The organism is Agromyces sp. S2-1-8 (assembly GCF_021129215.1).
Lineage (GTDB): Bacteria > Actinomycetota > Actinomycetes > Actinomycetales > Microbacteriaceae > Agromyces > Agromyces chromiiresistens.
On sequence record NZ_JAJOLP010000001.1, the window covers coordinates 2,787,182 to 2,805,371 of the forward strand.

Annotated in this window: 19 protein-coding genes; 3 read left to right on the plus strand and 16 right to left on the minus strand. The window is 71.0% G+C overall.

Annotation, left to right across the window (positions count from 1 at the left end; all coding sequences use genetic code 11):
- Positions 1 to 3: 3 nt before the first annotated feature.
- Complete coding sequence (locus LR269_RS12745) at positions 4 to 813, minus strand: isoprenyl transferase (protein WP_231431146.1); 810 nt, start codon at positions 811 to 813, stop codon at positions 4 to 6.
- Positions 810 to 1,631: a DNA repair protein RecO gene (recO, locus tag LR269_RS12750; protein ID WP_231431147.1), complete on the minus strand. Its 822-nt coding sequence runs from the start codon at positions 1,629 to 1,631 to the stop codon at positions 810 to 812. The genes LR269_RS12745 and recO overlap by 4 nt, the downstream gene beginning before the upstream one ends.
- Positions 1,632 to 1,683: 52 nt before the next feature.
- On the opposite strand from recO, the gene LR269_RS12755 reads away from it, so the two are divergent.
- Complete coding sequence (locus LR269_RS12755) at positions 1,684 to 2,370, plus strand: trimeric intracellular cation channel family protein (protein WP_231431148.1); 687 nt, start codon at positions 1,684 to 1,686, stop codon at positions 2,368 to 2,370.
- Between the two features lie 109 nt (positions 2,371 to 2,479).
- Here LR269_RS12755 and leuA read toward each other — a convergent pair whose 3' ends face one another.
- From leuA to hrcA, 13 genes are all read right to left on the minus strand, one after another.
- Complete coding sequence (leuA, locus tag LR269_RS12760; RefSeq protein ID WP_231431149.1) at positions 2,480 to 4,252, minus strand: 2-isopropylmalate synthase; 1,773 nt, start codon at positions 4,250 to 4,252, stop codon at positions 2,480 to 2,482.
- Between the two features lie 258 nt (positions 4,253 to 4,510).
- The gene (locus tag LR269_RS12765) at positions 4,511 to 5,908 is read right to left on the minus strand and encodes an FtsX-like permease family protein (protein ID WP_231431150.1); all 1,398 of its coding nucleotides are present in this window, start codon (positions 5,906 to 5,908) and stop codon (positions 4,511 to 4,513) included.
- A complete protein-coding gene (locus LR269_RS12770) occupies positions 5,908 to 6,669 on the minus strand; it encodes an ABC transporter ATP-binding protein (RefSeq protein ID WP_231431151.1) in 762 nt (253 codons plus the stop codon). The genes LR269_RS12765 and LR269_RS12770 overlap by 1 nt, the downstream gene beginning before the upstream one ends.
- An 81-nt stretch (positions 6,670 to 6,750) precedes the next feature.
- Positions 6,751 to 7,425 carry a response regulator transcription factor gene (locus tag LR269_RS12775; protein WP_231431152.1) on the minus strand — a complete coding sequence of 225 codons (675 nt, stop codon included), beginning with the start codon at positions 7,423 to 7,425 and terminating at the stop codon, positions 6,751 to 6,753.
- Positions 7,422 to 8,615 (minus strand): sensor histidine kinase, encoded by a 1,194-nt coding sequence (locus LR269_RS12780; RefSeq protein WP_231431153.1) that lies wholly within the window; start codon positions 8,613 to 8,615, stop codon positions 7,422 to 7,424. Before LR269_RS12780 ends, LR269_RS12775 begins: the two co-directional genes overlap by 4 nt.
- A 128-nt stretch (positions 8,616 to 8,743) precedes the next feature.
- A complete protein-coding gene (era, locus tag LR269_RS12785; RefSeq protein WP_231431154.1) occupies positions 8,744 to 9,637 on the minus strand; it encodes a GTPase Era in 894 nt (297 codons plus the stop codon).
- Positions 9,630 to 10,946: a hemolysin family protein gene (locus LR269_RS12790; protein ID WP_231431155.1), complete on the minus strand. Its 1,317-nt coding sequence runs from the start codon at positions 10,944 to 10,946 to the stop codon at positions 9,630 to 9,632. Before LR269_RS12790 ends, era begins: the two co-directional genes overlap by 8 nt.
- A 2-nt stretch (positions 10,947 to 10,948) precedes the next feature.
- Positions 10,949 to 11,410: an rRNA maturation RNase YbeY gene (ybeY, locus tag LR269_RS12795; protein ID WP_231431156.1), complete on the minus strand. Its 462-nt coding sequence runs from the start codon at positions 11,408 to 11,410 to the stop codon at positions 10,949 to 10,951.
- Positions 11,407 to 12,525: a PhoH family protein gene (locus LR269_RS12800; protein ID WP_374201121.1), complete on the minus strand. Its 1,119-nt coding sequence runs from the start codon at positions 12,523 to 12,525 to the stop codon at positions 11,407 to 11,409. Before LR269_RS12800 ends, ybeY begins: the two co-directional genes overlap by 4 nt.
- Entirely contained in the window at positions 12,512 to 12,874 is a 363-nt protein-coding gene (locus tag LR269_RS12805; protein WP_231431157.1) for an HIT domain-containing protein, read from the minus strand. The genes LR269_RS12800 and LR269_RS12805 overlap by 14 nt, the downstream gene beginning before the upstream one ends.
- 24 nt (positions 12,875 to 12,898) lie before the next feature.
- Positions 12,899 to 13,633, minus strand: coding sequence for a 16S rRNA (uracil(1498)-N(3))-methyltransferase (locus LR269_RS12810; protein WP_231431158.1), 735 nt, complete (start codon positions 13,631 to 13,633; stop codon positions 12,899 to 12,901).
- A 13-nt stretch (positions 13,634 to 13,646) separates the two neighbouring features.
- The gene (dnaJ, locus tag LR269_RS12815) at positions 13,647 to 14,747 is read right to left on the minus strand and encodes a molecular chaperone DnaJ (RefSeq protein WP_231431159.1); all 1,101 of its coding nucleotides are present in this window, start codon (positions 14,745 to 14,747) and stop codon (positions 13,647 to 13,649) included.
- Between the two features lie 48 nt (positions 14,748 to 14,795).
- Positions 14,796 to 15,818, minus strand: a complete 1,023-nt coding sequence (hrcA, locus tag LR269_RS12820; protein WP_231431160.1) for a heat-inducible transcriptional repressor HrcA — start codon at positions 15,816 to 15,818, stop codon at positions 14,796 to 14,798.
- 186 nt (positions 15,819 to 16,004) lie between these two features.
- Between hrcA and LR269_RS12825 the strand changes: the two genes are divergently transcribed.
- Both LR269_RS12825 and LR269_RS12830 read left to right on the plus strand, forming a co-directional pair.
- The gene (locus LR269_RS12825) at positions 16,005 to 16,409 is read left to right on the plus strand and encodes a DUF4870 domain-containing protein (protein ID WP_231431161.1); all 405 of its coding nucleotides are present in this window, start codon (positions 16,005 to 16,007) and stop codon (positions 16,407 to 16,409) included.
- Between the two features lie 113 nt (positions 16,410 to 16,522).
- Positions 16,523 to 16,906 carry a DUF4870 domain-containing protein gene (locus tag LR269_RS12830; protein ID WP_231431162.1) on the plus strand — a complete coding sequence of 128 codons (384 nt, stop codon included), beginning with the start codon at positions 16,523 to 16,525 and terminating at the stop codon, positions 16,904 to 16,906.
- A gap of 45 nt (positions 16,907 to 16,951) precedes the next feature.
- Here LR269_RS12830 and hemW read toward each other — a convergent pair whose 3' ends face one another.
- Positions 16,952 to 18,190 (minus strand): radical SAM family heme chaperone HemW, encoded by a 1,239-nt coding sequence (gene hemW, locus LR269_RS12835; RefSeq protein WP_231431163.1) that lies wholly within the window; start codon positions 18,188 to 18,190, stop codon positions 16,952 to 16,954.

The window sequence follows — 18,190 nt, forward strand, 5'->3', positions numbered from 1 at the left end:
CGGTCAGCCGCTGACCGTCGGCGCGTCGACCGCCCCGCCGAACCGGCGGTTCCGCCGCGCGTAGATCTCGATCGCATCCCACAGCTGGGTGCGCGAGAAGTCGGGCCACAGCGTGTCGAGGAACACCATCTCGGCGTACGCCGACTGCCAGAGCAGGAAGTTCGAGGTGCGCTGCTCCCCCGACGATCGCACGAACAGGTCGACGTCGGGCATGTCGGGCTGGTAGAGCCGCTTCGCGATCTGCTTCTCGCTCACCGCCGACGGCCGCAGCCGACCGGCAGCGACGTCATCGGCGATCCGCCGCACCGCGTCGGTGATCTCGTTGCGACCGCCGTAATTCACGCACATGGTCAGCGTCAGCACGTCGTTGCCGGCCGTGAGCCGCTCGGCGAACTGCAGCTCCTCGATGACCGACTTCCACAGCCGCGGCTTGCGCCCGGCCCAGCGGATGCGCACCCCCCACTCGTTGAGCTGGTCGCGACGGCGGTGCAGCACGTCTCGGTTGTAGCCCATGAGGAAGCGCACCTCGTCGGGCGACCGCTTCCAGTTCTCGGTCGAGAACGCGTACACCGACAGGTGCTTCACACCCGCCTGGATCGCCCCCGCAACGACGTCGAGGAGCGCGGCCTCGCCGGCCTTGTGACCCTCGATGCGGGTGAGGCCGCGCTGGTTCGCCCAGCGCCCGTTGCCGTCCATGACGATTGCGACGTGGCCGGGCACCGCCCCCTTCGGGAACGCCGGCGGGTGGATGCCCGTCCAGTCGATCGGCCGGTAGGGCACGGCGTCGCGGTGGGTGTACGGCTTGGGACTCACGTGGTGGCCATTCCTGGTTCGGCGGGTCGAGTGGGGCGGTCGTGCGGTTCGGTCGCGTCGTGCGGGGCGACGCGAGGTGCCGGCGCGGATGCCTCGCGGCTGACGTGCGGCAACGAGCGGAGCCCCCGCTCGAGATGCCACTGCGTGTACGCGGCGACGATGCCCGACGCCTGGTTGCGGTCGCGCTCGGGTGCGGCCTCGGCCACCGTCCAGTCGCCCGACAGCAGCGCCCCGAGCAGTTCGACCGTCGAGCGCGCGATGCGCGGCGTGCCGGGCGGGGCGCACTCGTCGTCGCAGACGACGCCGCCGAGCTGCACCACGACGGCGGTGTGCTCGCCGGGCCGCCCGCAGCGCGAGCAGTCGCCGAAGCTCGGCGCCCAGCCGGCGAGGGCGAGCGCGCGCAGCAGGTACGAGTCGAGGGTGAGCGCGGGGCCGTGCTCGCGCCGCGCGAGCGAGCGGAGTGCGCCGACCAGCAGCAAGTACTGCTGCAGCGAGCCCTCGGCTTCGGTGAGCTTGTCGGCCGTTTCGACCATTGCGTTCGCCGCGGTGTACGCCGCATAGTCCTGCGAGATGTCGGCCCCGTACGAGCCGAGCGACTCGGCCTGCGTCACGACGTCGAGGCTGCGACCCTCGTAGAGCTGCAGGTCGGCCACCATGAACGGCTCGAGCCTCGCGCCGAACTTCGAGCCGGTGCGGCGCACCCCCTTCGCGACGGCGCGCACCTTGCCGTGCTGCCGGGTCAGCAGGGTGACGATGCGGTCGGCCTCGCCCAGCTTGTGGGTGCGCAGCACGACGGCTTCATCTCGGTACACGGGCACACGTCGATTCTCCCATCACTGCGGGGCGCGGCATCCGTGATTCACTGTGATCGTGGAAACCGCCCAGTTCACCATTCCCCTGTGGCTCGACCTCACTGCGGTCGGGCTCGGCGGCGTGCAGGGGGCCCTGTTCGCCTCCGGCTTCCGCGGCGAACGACGCCTCGACCTGCTCGGCGTCGCGATCGTCGGCATCGTCATGGGCTTCGGCGGCGGAGCCATCAGGGACCTGCTGCTGAACGTGCCGATCGGCGCCCTCCAGAACAACTGGTACCTGGTGACCGCGGTGGCGGCGTCCCTCGTCGGCATGCTGCTCGCGGCCCCGTTGCAACGACTCAACGGCGTCATCGTCGGGCTCGACGCGATCGTGATCGGCATGTTCGGCGCGTTCGGCACGTCGAAGGCGCTCGGGCTCGGCCTGCCGCTGCTCCCCGCCGTGTTCGTGGGCGTCGCCGCCGCGGTCGGCGGCGGCATCCTGCGCGACATGCTCATGAGCCTGCCGGTGGCGATCATGCACGTCGGCTCGCTGTACGCGGTCGCCGCGGCTGCGGGATGCCTCGTGCTCGCGGTGCTCGACGTGTTCGGAGTACCGCTCTTCATCGGCGGCATCGTCTGCGTGGTCGTCACGAGCGTGATCCGTTGGCTCGCAGTGGTCTTCGACCTCTCGCTGCCCGAGCAGCGGATGCTCTACCGCCGCAAGGTCGCGACCGAGACGGGCGTGATGCCCGTCATCCACCGCTGACCGCGAGCACCGCACCCGGGCACGCCCCGGGGGTCGTTCTCGGCCGGAACCGGATGCCTCGAGGCATCCGGGCGGCGGAGAACGACCCCCGGAACGACTGGCACGGACCTCAGACGGCGGCGAGCTCGGGCTCGGGCTCGACCACGGTCGTGCGCAGCGCGCGGTTCACGGCCGAGACGACCGCCTTGAGCGATGCGGTCGAGATGTCGGCGTCGATGCCGACGCCCCACAGCACGCGCCCGGCGACCTCGAGCTCGACGTAGGCGGCCGCCTGCGCGTCGCCGCCGGCCGAGAGCGTGTGCTCGACGTAGTCGCGCAGCTTCACATCGACGCCTTCGGCGCCCAGCACGTTGAGGAACGCCGAGATCGGGCCGTTGCCGCTCGCGTCGGCGTCGACTCGCTCGTCGCCGTCGCGAAGGCCGACCCGCACGTTCACGACGCCGTCGAGGGCGCTCTCGGTGCGGAGGCCCAGCAGCTCGAACCGGCCCCACTTCTCGTCGGGACGGTCGGCCGGCGCCGGCAGGTACTCGTCGTTGAAGATGCGCCAGATGTCGTCGCTCGACACCTCGCCGCCCTCGGCATCGGTCTTCGCCTGGACGACGCCCGAGAACTCGATCTGCAGTCGGCGCGGCAGGTCGAGCGCGTGGTCGGTCTTCAGCAGGTAGGCGACGCCGCCCTTGCCCGACTGCGAGTTGACCCGGATGACGGCCTCATAGCTGCGCCCCAAGTCTTTCGGGTCGACCGGCAGGTACGGCACGGCCCATTCGAGGTCGTCGACGGCGACGCCCGTCTCAGCCGCCTTCGCCTCCATCGACTCGAAGCCCTTCTTGATCGCGTCCTGGTGCGATCCCGAGAACGCGGTGTAGACGAGATCGCCCGCCCACGGGCTGCGCTCGTGCACGCGCAGCTGGTTGCAGTACTCGGCGGTGCGCTTGATGTGGTCGAGGTCGCTGAAGTCGATCTGCGGGTCGATGCCCTGCGTGAACAGGTTGATGCCGAGTGCGACGAGGTCGACGTTGCCGGTGCGCTCGCCGTTGCCGAACAGGCACCCCTCGATGCGGTCGGCGCCCGCCATGTAGCCGAGCTCGGCTGCGGCGATCGCGGTGCCGCGGTCGTTGTGCGGGTGCAGCGACAGGATCACGTTCTCGCGGTGGGCGAGGTGCCGGCTCATCCACTCGATCGAGTCGGCGTACACGTTCGGCGTGGCCATCTCGACCGTGGCGGGCAGGTTGATGATGACCTTGCGGTCGGGGGTGGGCTCGAAGACCTCGAGCACCTGGTTGCACACGTCGACCGCGAACTCCAGCTCGGTACCCGTGTAGCTCTCGGGCGAGTACTCGTAGTAGACGGTCGTGCCGGGAATCGTGCGCTCCATCTCACGGCACTTGCGCGCGCCGTGCAGGGCGATGTCGATGATGCCCTGCTGGTCGGTGCGGAAGACGACCTCGCGCTGCAGGATGCTCGTCGAGTTGTAGAGGTGCACGATCGCCTGCTTCGCACCCGCGATCGCCTCGTAGGTGCGCTCGATCAGGTGGTCGCGCGCCTGCGTCAGCACCTGGATGGTGACGTCGTCGGGGATCGCGCCGTCGTCGATGAGCTGGCGCACGAAGTCGAAGTCGGTCTGGCTCGCGCTCGGGAAGCCGACCTCGATCTCCTTGTAGCCCATGCTCACGAGCAGCTCGAACATGATGCGCTTGCGCTCGGGGCTCATCGGGTCGATGAGCGCCTGGTTGCCGTCGCGCAGGTCGACGGCGCACCAACGGGGTGCGACCTCGATGCGCTTCGACGGCCACGTGCGGTCGGGCAGCTCGACGGAGATCTGCTCGTGGAAGGGGCGGTACCGATGGACGGGCATCGCCGAGGGCTTCTGGTTGTTCTGCATGGGGTGCTCTTCTCGCTTTTCGGATCGAATCAGCCGACGACGAACTCCGCAGCGAGGGAGGCCTGGGAACTAGGACTCGCTGCGGCAGCTAAGGAGAAGCAGGCCGTGAAGCACGCGACAAGGCTAACACCCGCGCGCCGGGCGCGCACGCGTGTGACGTCGCGCGAGCCCCGGCGGGCGTCGCCGGGCGGCGCGGCGAAGCGGGCGGATGCCTCCCCCGAAGCATCCGCCCGCCCTTCCCACCTCCTCGCGCCGCCCCTATTCGACCGCGAGGGCTGCGACCGGCGACACGCGCATCGCGCGACGCGCCGGAGCGATGGACGCGGCGAGCGTGAGCACGCCCGCTGCGACGATGAGCGCGCCGATCATGACCCACGGGATGCCGGGGAAGACGAACACCGGCTGACCCTGCGCGCCGCCGAGCAGCGCCTGGGCGCCCGCCCAGCCGTACCCGAAGCCGAGCACGAGGCCCGTGAGCGTGGCAGCGACGGTGAGGGCCGCACTCTCGACGACGATCATGCGTCGCAGCTGCCGCCGGTCGAAGCCGAGCGCGCGCAGCAGGCCGAGCTCCCTGGAGCGCTGCAGCACGCTGAGCGACAGCGTGTTGACCATGCCGATCGCCGCGATGAGCGCGCTGAAGCCGATGAGCACCGTGAAGACCGCGATCGTCGCGTTCAGCATCGGCTCGATGCCGGCGAACACCTCGGGCTGCGCCTTCTGGGCGGCGAGGATCATCGCGCGGTACGACTCCATCGTGACCGAGAACGTCGTGATGAGCGTGACGCCGATGACGAGGCCGATCGTCATGCGCGAGCTGCGCTCGGGGTTGCGCACCGCGTTCTCGGCGGCGAGGCGTGCGGCGGGCGAGCGACCGAACAGACGCCCGACGAGCCGCAGCACGGGCGGCATGACGACGTCGGCGCCGAGCACGACGCCCGTGAACGACACGATGCCGCCGACCATGCCGATGAGCACACCCTCCGGCCGGGTGAGCCCCACGACGACGCCCACCGCGAGCAGGGCCACCCCCACGACGACGAGCACCGCCGCCGTGATGTTGCGGCCGCGGCGACGGCCGACGGCCTCCTGGCTCTGCGGGTTCGCGTTGCCGATCGCCTCGGCCGGGCGCACCTTGAGCACCCGCCGCGACCCGACCCACGACGCCACCCAGGTCGTGAGGGCGACGGCGATCGCCGGCAGCACGACCGAGACGTTGAGGTAGTCGTACTCGGTCTGGGGCAGCATCCCGCTCGCGACCGCGGAACGGGCGAGGCCGTACGCCGATGCCGTGCCGAGCAGGATGCCGATCGCCGCACCCGCGAAGCCGATGACGAGCCCTTCCTTCGCGATCTGCGCGCGCTGGGCGCGTGCGCTCGAGCCGATGAGACGAAGAAGCGCGATCACGCGAGTGCGTCCCGCGACGACCGTCGCGACCGTGTTCGTGGTGACGATCGCGCTCACGTACACGGCGATGACGATGAACACCGTCGCGAGCACGCTGAGCATGAGTGCGACGGTGTCGCTCTCGCCCGTGACGTCGTCCGCCCGGATCGCCGCGGCCAGGAGGCCGGTCACCTGCAGGAGCAGCACGCCGAACGTGCCGGCGATCGTCGCGACCACGAGCGTCGGCCACTGGTCCCGGAATCGCGTGCGCATCAGGAGGCCAGCTCCATCGAGAGCATGAATGCCGAGATCTCCTCGGGCGTCGACCGGCCGGAATCGCGTACGATACGGCCGTCGGCGAGGAAGAGGATGCGGTCGGCGTGGCTCGCGGCGACCGGGTCGTGCGTCACCATCGCGATGGACTGGCCGTAGGTCGCACTCGCCGCCGCGAGGAGCCCGAGCACCTCGCGGCCGGTGCGCGAGTCGAGGTTGCCCGTGGGTTCGTCGGCGAAGACGAGATCGGGGCGCGTCGCGAGCGCCCTGGCGATCGCCACGCGCTGCTGCTGGCCGCCGGAGAGCTCGTGCGGGCGGTGCGTCAGCCGATCACCGAGGCCGAGGGTGGCGAAGAGCTCGTCGGTCCACTCCTGCTCGTCCTTCGTCGGGCGCCGGCCGTCGAGCTCGAACGGCAGCAGCACGTTGCCGCGGACGTCGAGCGTCGGCACGAGGTTGAACGACTGGAACACGAACCCGATGCGGCGACGGCGCAGCACCGTCAGGGCCGAGTCGCCGAGCTCGGTGATGTCGGTGTCGCCGAGCCAGACGCGCCCCGCGCTCGGCGAGTCGAGGCCGGCCATGATGTGCATGAGGGTCGACTTGCCGGAGCCGCTCGGCCCCATGATCGCGGTGAACTCGCCGCGACGGAGACCGAGCGAGACGTCGTCGAGGGCGGTGACGGTGCCGGCGCCCTGCCCGTAGCGCTTGACGAGGCCGGCGACGCGGGCGATGAGACCGAGGTCGGAGGGTTGGATCTGCATGTCTTCGACGCTACGGATGCCCGGGGGCTGCCTCGTCCGGCTGCAGTCGCGCCCGCGTCATCCTCGAGGATGACGTTGGCGTCAGCCCGCAGCGGGTTCGGTGAGGTCGTGCTCGTACGCGAACACCACGAGCTGCACCCGATCGCGCAGGCCGAGCTTCGCGAGGATGCGGCTGACGTGCGTCTTCACCGTCGCCTCCGAGAGGAATTCGCCCGCCGCGATCTCGCTGTTCGAGAGTCCCCGCGCAGCGAGTGCGAAGATCTCGCGCTCGCGGGGCGTCAGGTCGCCCCACGCCGGCGGTGCGGGACGCAGCCCGGAGCCGGCCCCCACATGCGCGAACAGCGCCCGGGTCGCCGACGCGGCGATGACCTGGTTGCCCTGGTGCACGGTGCGGATCGCCGCCAGCAGGAACTCGGGGTCGGCGTCCTTCAGCACGAAGCCGCTCGCGCCGGCGCGGATCGCCCGTGCGGCGTTCTCGTCGAGGTCGAAGGTGGTGAGCACGAGGATGCGCGGGGCCGTGCGCCCCTCGCGATCCGCGTCGGCGAGGATGCGCTCGGTGGCGGCGATGCCGTCGGCGAGCGGCATCCGCACGTCCATGAGCACGACGTCGGGCCGTACCGATGCCGCGAGGGCGACCGCTGCGACACCGTCGCCCGCCTCGCCCGCGACCTCGAGGTCGGGCTGGGACTCGACGAGCATGCGCACGCCGGCACGGAAGAGGGCCTGGTCGTCGACGAGGGCGACGCGGATGCTCATGCGGTCCTTCCGGTTCGGGCGGGGATGCGGGCGGTGAGACGGAAGAGTCCGTCGTCGCCTGCCACCGCCTGCAGGGTACCGCCGGCGAGCTGCGCGCGTTCGCGCATCCCGGGGATGCCGTGGCGGAACGCGTGCGAGTCGGGCGGCGGCACGTCGGCCCGGCGGGCGTTCACGAGTTCGACGGTCACCCCCGCGTCGTCCCACCGGAGCGCGAGCTGCACCGGCTGTGCTGCGTCGCCGTGCCGGAGCGCGTTCGTGAGGCCCTCCTGCACGATGCGGTAGACGGCGATCTGCTGCCCCGTGCCGAGCTCGGGGCGGACCCCGTGCTCGTCGAGGCGGATGTCGAGCCCGGCCGCGCGGACCTGGTCGAGCAGGACGCCGAGATCGTCGAGCACGGGTTGCGGCGACTCGGTCTCGTGATGGCGGAGTTCGGCGAGCAGGAGGCGCACGTCGCCGAGCGCGCCCCGCGCCACCCCGGCGATCGTGCCGAGCGCATCGACCGCCGACTCGGGCTTCGTGCGGGCGGCGAACCGCGCACCGTCGGCCTGCGCGATCACGACCGCGAGCGAGTGGGCGACGACGTCGTGCATGTCGCGGGCGATGCGGTTGCGCTCCTGCTCGACCACCCAGCGGTACTCGGCGAGCTCGCGCTCGCGGTTCGCCACCTCTTCTCGACGCCGCACCTCGCGCGTGTCGCGGACGGCCCGCACGAGGAGGCCGGCGGTCCACGCGAGCACGAGGACCGCGATCGACGCGACGAAGAGCACGCCGGTCAGGATCACCGTGCCGATCGTGTCCTGCGGCGCCGCGAACGTCGCCCCGTCGATGAGCGGCTTCACCCACGCGAGATAGGCGGTCGCGAGCACCGCACCGACCCCGGCCGAGCCGAGCCCGAGCCACTTCACGACGCGCCCGCCGTGCGCCGCGGTCGAGTACAGCACGCCGAGGACCGCCGCGTCGTAGAGCTGCAGGTCGCGCAGCAGCAGCATCTGGGCGAGCGCCGCGACCCACGCGATCGCGAGCGACCAGCCCGGGTCGTAGCGGCGCACCGCGAGCGCCCCGGCGAACACCACGAGGATCAGGACGTCCGAGACGCCGCCGAGCAGCGCGAACGGCAGGCACACGAGCGCGAACACGCCGGCGAGCACGATGTCGGTCGTGAGCTTCGCACGGCTGATCCTGGTGGGCACCGATCCACCGTACGCGCTCGACTGCGCCGAGAGGGGCTCAGCGGCGCGGAATCATCCTCGAGTGGTACGAGAGACGGCGCCCCGATCGCACGCCCTCCGAGGCATCCCCGCCCCGTCGCATGCTCGACTCAGAAGCCGAGGCGGCCGAGCTGCTTCGGATCGCGCTGCCAGTCCTTCGCGACCTTCACGTGGAGGGCGAGGTAGACCTTGCGCCCGAGCAGCTGCTCGATCTGCCCGCGCGCGGCCGCACCGACCTCCTTGAGCCGGGCGCCGCCCTTGCCGATGATGATGCCCTTCTGGCTGTCGCGCTCGACGAAGAGGTTCGCGTACACCTCGACGAGATCCTTGTCGTCCCGCTCGATCATGTCGTCGACCGTCACCGCGATCGAATGCGGCAGCTCGTCGGACACGCCCTCGAGCGCGGCCTCTCGCACGAACTCGGCGATGCGGTCGGTGATGTCCTCATCGGTGAGCGCCTCGGCCGGGTAGAGCGGCTGGTCGGACTCGGGCATGAGGGCGAGCAACTCGGCCACGAGCACGTCGAGCTGTTCTCCTCGCGGGGCAGAGACCGGGACGATCGCGGCCCAGTCGCGCAGCTCGGACACGGCGAGCAGCTGCTCGGCGACCTTGGCCTTCGACGTGGCGTCGGTCTTCGTCACGATTGCGACCTTCTTCGCGCGCGGGTACTGGTCGAGCTGTTCGTTGATGAATCGGTCGCCCGGGCCGATCGCCTCGTTCGCGGGAACGCAGAACGCGATCACGTCGACATCGCCGAGCGTCGACTGCACGAGGGTGTTGAGCCGCTCGCCGAGGAGGGTGCGCGGCCGGTGCAGACCCGGCGTGTCCACCAGGATGAGCTGGCCGTGCTCCCGATGCACGATGCCGCGGATCGCGCGTCGGGTCGTCTGCGGCTTGGAGCTCGTGATCGCGACCTTCTCGCCGACGAGCGCGTTCGTGAGCGTCGACTTGCCGACGTTCGGCCGGCCGACGAACGACACGAATCCGGCACGGTACTCAGTCACGATGGTTCCTCTCCACGGTCTCGCCCCCGTCGAATGCGGCGTGGGCGTCGATGAGGGCCTGGTCGGCCTCGACGAGGATCGTCGAGATGCGCTTGCGCCGCCCCTCGGTGCGCTCGGCCTCGAGGATGAGGCCCGAGACGCCGGCTCGTTCGCCGGGCTGCGGCAGCCGGCCGAGTTCTTTCGCGAGCAGCCCGCCCGCCGAGTCGACGTCCTCGTCCTCGAGGTCGAGGCCGAACAGCTCGCCGAGCTCGTCGATCGGGAGCCGGGCGTTCACCCGGTACCGGCCGTTCCCGAGGGGCTCGACCTGCGCCGCCTCACGGTCGTACTCGTCGGAGATGTCGCCCACGAGCTCCTCGATGAGGTCTTCGAGGGTCACGAGACCGGCGATGCCGCCGTACTCGTCGACGACCATCGCGAGGTGGGTCGACTCGAGCTGCATCTGCCTGAGCAGCGCGTCGGCCTTCATCGAGTCGGGCACGAAGGTCGCCGGCCGCCCGAGCTCGCCGACGGTGACCTCCTCGGCGTCGAGCGGACGCTCGAACCCGAGTCTCGCGAGATCGCGCAAATAGAGGATGCCCGTGACGTCGTCGGCGTCGCGCGCGATCACCGGGATGCGCGAGTACCCCGCCTTGAGGAAGAGCGCCATCGCGTGCGGCAGGTGCGCCGTCGCGTCGATCGTCACCATGTCGGTGCGGGGCACCATGACCTCGCGCACGACGGTGTCGTTGAACTCGAAGATCGAGTGGATGAGCTCGCGATCGCCCTCCTCGAGGACGTCGAGCTCGGCGGCCTCGTCGACCATGCTGAGCAGCTGCTCCTCGCTCGACACCCCCGCGAACCGCAGGCGCCCGGGCGTCACCCGGTTTCCGAGCGACACGAGCGCCCCCGCGAGCGGTCCGATGAGCACCCGCAGGAAGTGCACGAGCGGGGCCGTGAGCCGCAGCACCATGGGTGCGTGCGCGCGTCCGACGCTGCGCGGGCTTGCGCCGACGAGCACGAACGACGCGGCCGTCATGATGAAGGCGGCGCACAGCAGCACGAGCCAGATGTCCTCGATGAAGAAGGTGAACGCGAGCGTCACGAGCACCGCCGCGGTCGTCTCCGCGACGATGCGCACGAAGTTGACGGCGTTGACGTGCGCCCCCGTGTCGTCGGCGATCGCCAGCAGTGAGCGCCGGGCGCGCGACCCGATCGCGAGGTCGGTGAGGTCGGCCCGGCTCGAGACGCCGACGGCCGCGTCGACCGCGGCCATCAGCCCGCCGAAGGCGACGAGCACGAACGCCGCGGCGAGGAAGAGCCAGGGCAGCATGGTCAGCGGCGGCGCTCCTGCATCGAGAAGCCGACGAGGATGTCGCGCTGGATGCCGAACATCTCCTTCTCCTCGTCGGGCTCGGCGTGGTCGAAGCCGAGCAGATGCAGGATGCCGTGCGTCGTCAGTAGCAGGAGCTCGTCGAGCAGCGAGTGACCGGCGGTGCGAGCCTGCGACTCGGCCACCTGCGGGCACAGCACGACGTCGCCGAGGAGCCCGGGCGGAGTCGGCGCCTCCTCCGTGCCCGGGCGGAGCTCGTCCATCGGGAAGCTCAGCACGTCCGTCGGGCCGGGCTCGTCCATCCACTGGACGTGGAGCTGCTCCATCGCGCCCTCGTCGACGAGCACGATCGCGAGCTCGGCGTCCTGATGGACGTGCATGGCGTCGAGCGCGTAGACCGCGAGCCGCTGGATCGCGGCCTCATCGACCTCGATCGCGGATTCGTTGTTGATCTCGATGCTCAAGACGTGCCCTTTCTCGGCAGGTGGTCGCGGGGACCGGCGTGACCGCGCCGTTCGGCGCGATTCGCGAACTCGCGGGCCTCGGCGCGCTCGAAGCGCTGCGCCTGCTGCCGCTGGTCGAACTCGGTGTACGCGTCGACGATGCGTCCGACGAGGGTGTGGCGCACGACGTCGTCGCTCGTGAGGCGCGCGAAGTGGATGTCGTCGATGCGATCGAGGATGCGCGTGACGAGGCGCAGTCCGCTCGCGCCGCCGGGGAGGTCGATCTGCGTCACGTCGCCGGTGACGACCATCTTCGATCCGAACCCCAGTCGGGTGAGAAACATCTTCATCTGCTCGGGCGTCGTGTTCTGCGCCTCGTCGAGCACGACGAACGAGTCGTTCAGGGTGCGTCCGCGCATGTACGCCAGCGGGGCGACCTCGACCGTGCCCGAGGCGAGCAGCTTCGGCACGAGCTCGGGGTCCATCATCTCGTTGAGGGCGTCGTAGAGCGGCCGCAGGTAGGGGTCGATCTTGTCGGTGAGCGTTCCGGGCAGGAACCCGAGCCGCTCCCCCGCCTCGACCGCGGGGCGCGTGAGGATGATGCGATTGACCTCTTTGCGCTGCAGCGCCTGCACCGCCTTCGCCATGGCCAGGTACGTCTTGCCGGTGCCTGCGGGGCCGATGCCGAAGACGATCGTGTTCTCGTCGATCGCGTCGACGTAGGCGCGCTGGCCCTCGGTCTTCGGCCGGATGGTCTTGCCCCGGCTGGAGACGATCACCTGGCCGAGCAGGTCGGAGGGCTTCGCGTCGGGGTCGGCGTCGAGCATGCGGGCTGAGCTCCTCACTTCGGTCGGGGTCGGGTCCTGGTCGCGGCGCACCAGTTCGAGCAGCTCCTCGATCAGCCGGCGTACCCGGCGACGTTCGTCGGCAGCGCCGCGGATCGCGATCTCGTTGCCGCGGACGTGCACCTCGACGCCCGGGTATTCGCGCTGGACGGAGGTCAGCAGTCGGTCCTGGGGCCCCAGCAGGCGCACCATCTGCACCCCGTCGATGCGCAGGCGCTCTTCGTCGACGCCGGTCGCCGCCCCCTCCGGCCCGGTCGGCACCGCGGACTCCGTCGACTCAGGCTCCGGCAAGCGTGCCCTCCTCGAGCCCGCCCGCGAGGACGTGCGCGTGCACGTGGAACACGGTCTGGCCGGCCGAGGCACCGGTGTTGAACACCAGGCGGAACTCGCCGTCGGCGAGGTCGCCCGCGACGTCGCGAGCCAGGCCGACGAGCTCGGCCAGCAGCTCGGGGTCGCCCGCGGCGAGTTCGACCACGTCGCGGTAGTCGCCCGCCTTCGTCGTGACGATCACGTGCACCGGCGCCTGCGGCGCGATGTCGTGGAACGCGATGACGCGCTCGGACTCGGCGACGATGCGCGCCGGGATCTCGCGCGCGACGATGCGTTCGAAGACGGTCGGTTCAGCGCGCGAGTCGGTCATTCCACCATCGTAGCGAGGGATCGCTCACCACCGCCCGAGCCGGACGCTCAGCACGGCGATCGCCGCGGGACCGGCGGTCGAGGTGCGGAGCACCGATGCGCCGAGGCGCACCGTCTCGGCGCCGGCGGCGACGAGGCGGTCGAGCTCGTCGGGCGCGATGCCGCCCTCGGGCCCGACCACGAGCGCGAGGTCGCGGCCGTCGGGCTCGAGCTCGGTGAGCGCCATACGTGCGGTCGGCTCGAGCACGAGCACCCGGGTTCCGGCCAGCCGCGCGGGCAGCCCGGCCGTCGTCGTGACCTCGGTGACCTCGGGCTGCCAGGCGCGGATCGACTGCTTGACGGCCTCGCGCACGATGGTGGCCCAGCGGCGCCTGCCCTTCTCGGCCTTCGGGCCCTCCCACCGCGACACCGAACGGGCGGCGGCCCACGGCACGACGGCGTCGACGCCGAGCTCGGTCGACGCCTGCACGGCCATCTCATCGCGGTCGCCCTTCGCGAGGGCCTGCACGAGCGTGATCGCCGGGGAGGGACGCTCCTCGACGGCGACCTCGTCGGCGACGAGCACGAGCTCGCGGGGCTCGGTCGCGACGACCGAGCCACGGACGATCACCCCGCGCCCGTCGCCGATCGCGATGCGCTCGCCCGTGCGGATGCGCGCGACGGTGACGGCGTGCCGCGCCTCGTCGCCCGTGAGCCGCACCTCCGCGCCCGGGGCGAGCGCGCCGAGGTCGAGGGACTCGTCGAGGTACAGGCTGCTCATCTGCGGACTCCGCTCAGCCGAGGAACCGGTCGCGGAGCCGGGCGAACAGCCCCTGCTGGAAGTGGCTGAGCTCGGGCTCGGGCGACCGCTTCGACGCCGCGAACTGCGAGATCAGATCGCGCTCCTTCGACGACAGCTTCGTCGGCGTGACGACCTGCACGCCGATCTTGAGGTCGCCGCGGCCGTTGCCGCGGAGCTTGGTGACCCCGCGGTCCTTCACGGTCAGGATCTCGCCGCTCTGCGTGCCGGCCTTCACCTCGAGCTCGACGTCGCCGTCGAGACCGGGGATCGTCGCGTCCGTTCCGAGGATGGCGTCGGTCATCGCGACCTCGAGGGTCGCGAGCAGGTCGTCGCCGTTGCGGCTGAACACCTCGTGGTTCTTGACCTTGATCTCGAGGTAGAGGTCGCCGTTCGGTCCACCGGCGGGGCCGGCCTCGCCGGAGCCCGGCATCTGCAGGCGAACACCCGTGTCGACGCCCGCAGGGATGTCGACCGGCACCGTACGACGTGCGCGCACGCGCCCCTGGCCCTGGCAGGTGATGCAGGGCGTGGCGATGATCGTGCCGTAGCCGCGGCAGGTGCCGCACGGGCTCGAGGTCATCACGTTGCCGAGGAGCGAGCGCACCTGGCGCTGGATCTGGCCGCTGCCGTGGCAGATGTCGCACGTGACGGGCGAGGTGCCCGGCTGGCAGCACGACCCCTGGCAGGTCTCGCAGCGCACGGCCGTGTCGACCTCGATGTCGCGGTGGGTGCCGAAGATCACCTCGTCGAGGCCGACCTCGACGCGGATCAGGGCGTCCTGGCCGCGCTCACGCCGCGACCGCGGGCCACGGCTCTGCTGGCCGGCACCGAAGAACGTCTCGAAGATGTCGCCGAAGCCGCCGAAGTTCTGGCCGCCGAAGCCGCCCTGGCCGCCGCCGAGGTCGTACTGCTGGCGCTGCTTGGGGTCGCTCAGCACGTCGTACGCGTGGGTCACCTCTTTGAAGCGCTCGGATGCCTCGGCGCCCGGGTTCACGTCGGGGTGGAGTTCTCGCGCGAGGCGGCGGTACGCCTTCTTGATCTCGTCGGGGGTGGCGTCGCGGGAGACGCCGAGGACCTCGTAGTGGTCGGCCACGGAGGGCTTGTCCTTTCGGTTGCGCCGGTCGGTTCGGACGGCGGCTGGTCAGTTCTCGCCGAGCGTGCGGGAGAGGTATCGGGCGACGGCGCGGACGGCCGCCATGCTGTTTGAATAGTCCATTCGGGTCGGCCCGACGACGCCGAGGCGCGAGATGTCGCGCCCGGGGATCTCGAACGCACTCGACACGATCGACGTCTCGCCGAGGCCGAACGAGGCGTTCTCTCGGCCGATGCGAACGGCGACGGCGTGCTCGTCGGTCGCCATCTCGCCGAAGAGCCTGAGCAGCACGACCTGTTCCTCGATCGCCTCGATCACCCCGAGGATCGACCCGGCGAAGTCCTGTTCGGTGCGCACGAGGTTCGCGGCACCCGCGACGACCAGCCGGTCGCTGCGCTGCTGGCGCGCCTGGTCGGCGAGCGTCGCGGCGAGCGTGTGCAGCACCGCGGCGTGGCGCCGGTCGACGACGTCGAGCTCGCCCGACAGCAGCTCCGAGGCATCCGTCATCGTGGTGCCCGCGACGAGCTCGTTGAGGCGGTGCCGGAGCGACGCGAGCGTCTCGTCGTCGACCGGTTCGGCGAGCTCGGCGAGCCGCTGCTCGACCTGGCCGGAGTCGGCGATGAGGATGCAGAGCACGCGGGAGGGTGCGAGCGCGACGAGCTCGACGTGACGCACCCGTGCACTCGAGAAGCTCGGGTACTGCACGACCGCGAGCTGCTTCGTGAGCTGGGAGATGAGGCGAACGGTGCGGGCGAGCAGTTCGTCGAGGTCGCTCGACTCGCCGAGGAAGGTCTCGATCGCCTGTCGCTGCGCCGAGCTCAGCGGACGCACGTCGGTGAGCTGGTCGACGAAGACGCGATAGCCCTTGTCGGTCGGAATGCGGCCCGACGACGTGTGCGGCGCCGCGATCAGCTCCTCCTCTTCGAGGAGTGCCATGTCGTTGCGGATGGTCGCGGCCGAGACGCCGAAGGCGTGGCGTTCGACGATCGTCTTCGAGCCGACGGGTTCGCGCGAGGCGACATAGTCCTGCACGATCGCGCGGAGCACCGCGAGACTGCGTTCGGAGACCATGGCCCTCGCTTCCTCTGCACGGCTTGGCACTCGATCGATCGGAGTGCCAATCATATCGCGACATCCCGTGACCCGGCCGTTGCCGCGGTCCCACCGGGGCGCTACCGTATGGATGTTCCGCGCGCCGCCCCCGTTCCCGCGGCCCGCGCCTCCACCCGACCGTTCCCGCCCCCGAAAGGCATGCCCATGAGCGACTCCGCACCGCCGCCCCCCGCCCCCGAGCCGCAGCCGGCCGCCCCCCTCGCCCACGACCAGGACGTGCTCTGGGGCTCGCTCGCCCAGCTCGGCGGCATCGTCGGCCCGCTGCCCTCGCTCATCATCTGGCTCGTGTTCAAGGACCGCGGCCCGTTCACGAACGTCGAGGCGAAGGAGGGCCTCAACTTCCAGATCACGGCGATCATCGCGTACGTCGCGATCGTGATCGTGAACATGGTGCTGGCCCTCGTGACCTTCGGGTTCTGGGGGTACGTCGGGTGGCTCCTGCCGACCGCGCTCTGGGTGACCGTCGTCGTGTTCTCGATCCTCGCGTACCTCAAGGCGAAGGACGGCGTGCACTACCGGTACCCCTTCGCCATCCGCCTCATCAAGTAGCCGGTTCGACGACGCATTGCCGAGCGCGCCGCGGGAACTCTTCCGCGGCGCGCTCGTCTGTGCCAGCATGACAGCGACCCGCCGCCGCCCGGCGGCCCGATCAAGGAGAGACCATGTCCGAGGGCACCCCGCCACCTCCCCCGCCCGTGAACCCCTACGAGCAGAACCAGCCGCTCAGCCCGTCCGACGAGAAGCTCTGGGCGACGCTGATCCAGATCGGCGGCATCATCTTCGGCGTCCTGCCGTCGCTGATCGGCTACCTCATCCTGAAGGACAAGGGCCCGTTCGTCCGCGGCCACGCGGCGACGGCGCTGAACTTCCAGATCACGCTGCTCATCGCCTATGTCGTCGGCTGGATCACCGCGTTCATCCTGATCGGATTCATCATCCTCGCCGCGGCGTGGATCTGCTCGATCGTCTTCGGCATCATCGCCGCGATCGCGGCGAACAAGGGCGAGCCGTACGTCTACCCGATCGCGATCAAGTTCGTCAACTGAGCTCGTCCGCACCGGTTCTCGATCCGCGCCCCGCGTCGTCGGGCGCTACTCGACCACCGGAGCGTCGAGCAGCCGCCGCACCACCGCGTCGGCGAGGAGCCGCCCCTTCCGCGTGAGCGTCAGCACGCCGGAGAGGGCGGCTCTCGCGTCGACGAGGCCGTCTGCGATGAGCCCGGCGACCGCATGACGGCCGCCGGTGTGCAGCGAGGCGAGCTCGAGCCCCTCCCGGATCCGCGTCGCGAGCAGCACGCGCTCGGTCTCGCGCGTCGGTCCGTCGAGCACTTCGCGGCCCACGGCGGGCGAGATGCCCTTCGCGAGGCGTTCGGCGTACGCCGAGGGATGCTTCGCGTTCCACCAGCGCACGCCGCCGACGTGGCTGTGCGCGCCCGGGCCGACGCCCCACCAGTCGTCGCCCCGCCAGTACCCGAGGTTGTGGCGCGACCGGTGCCGGGTGCCGCGCGCCCAGTTGCTGACCTCGTACCAGTCGTAGCCGGCCGCGGCGAGCGACTCGTCGGCGAGCTCGTACATGTCGGCCTCGAGGTCGTCCGACGGCGTCGCGAGCTCACCGCGGCGGATCTGCCGGGCGAGCTTCGTGCCGTCCTCCACGATGAGCGCGTACGCGCTCAGGTGGTCGGGGCGCTGCGCGATGGCGTGCTCGAGGCTGCGCCGCCAGTCGTCGAGCGACTCCCCCGGCGTGCCGTAGATGAGGTCGAGGCTGACGTCGAGCCCTGCGTCGCGGGCCCACTCGACGACCTGCGGCACCCGCTCGGGGTCGTGCGTGCGGTCGAGCGCCGCCAGCACGTGCGGAACCGCCGACTGCATGCCGAACGACACGCGCGTGAACCCGCCGGCCGCGAGCTCGTCGAGCTCTCGCCGTCCGACCGAGTCGGGATTCGCCTCGGTCGTGACCTCGGCGCCGGGCGCGAGGCCGAACTCGTCGCGCACGGCGCCGAGCATCTCGACGAGGTCGGCGGCGGGCAGGAGGGTGGGCGTGCCGCCGCCGAAGAACACGGTCTCGACCGGGCGGGAGGGGACTTCGGATGCCTCGAGCACGCGCCGCGACATCCTGATCTCGTCGATCGCCTGGCCCGCGTAGTCGGCCTGCCGGGCGCCGCGCAGCTCGTCGGACGTGTACGTGTTGAAGTCGCAGTACCCGCACCGCACCCGGCAGAACGGCACGTGCACGTAGACGCCGAACGCGCGGTCCGCGGCGCCCGCGGCCGCCTGGGCCGGCAGCAGGCCGTCGGCCGGAGCCGGTTCGCCGAGCGGCAGCGCCGAGCCCAC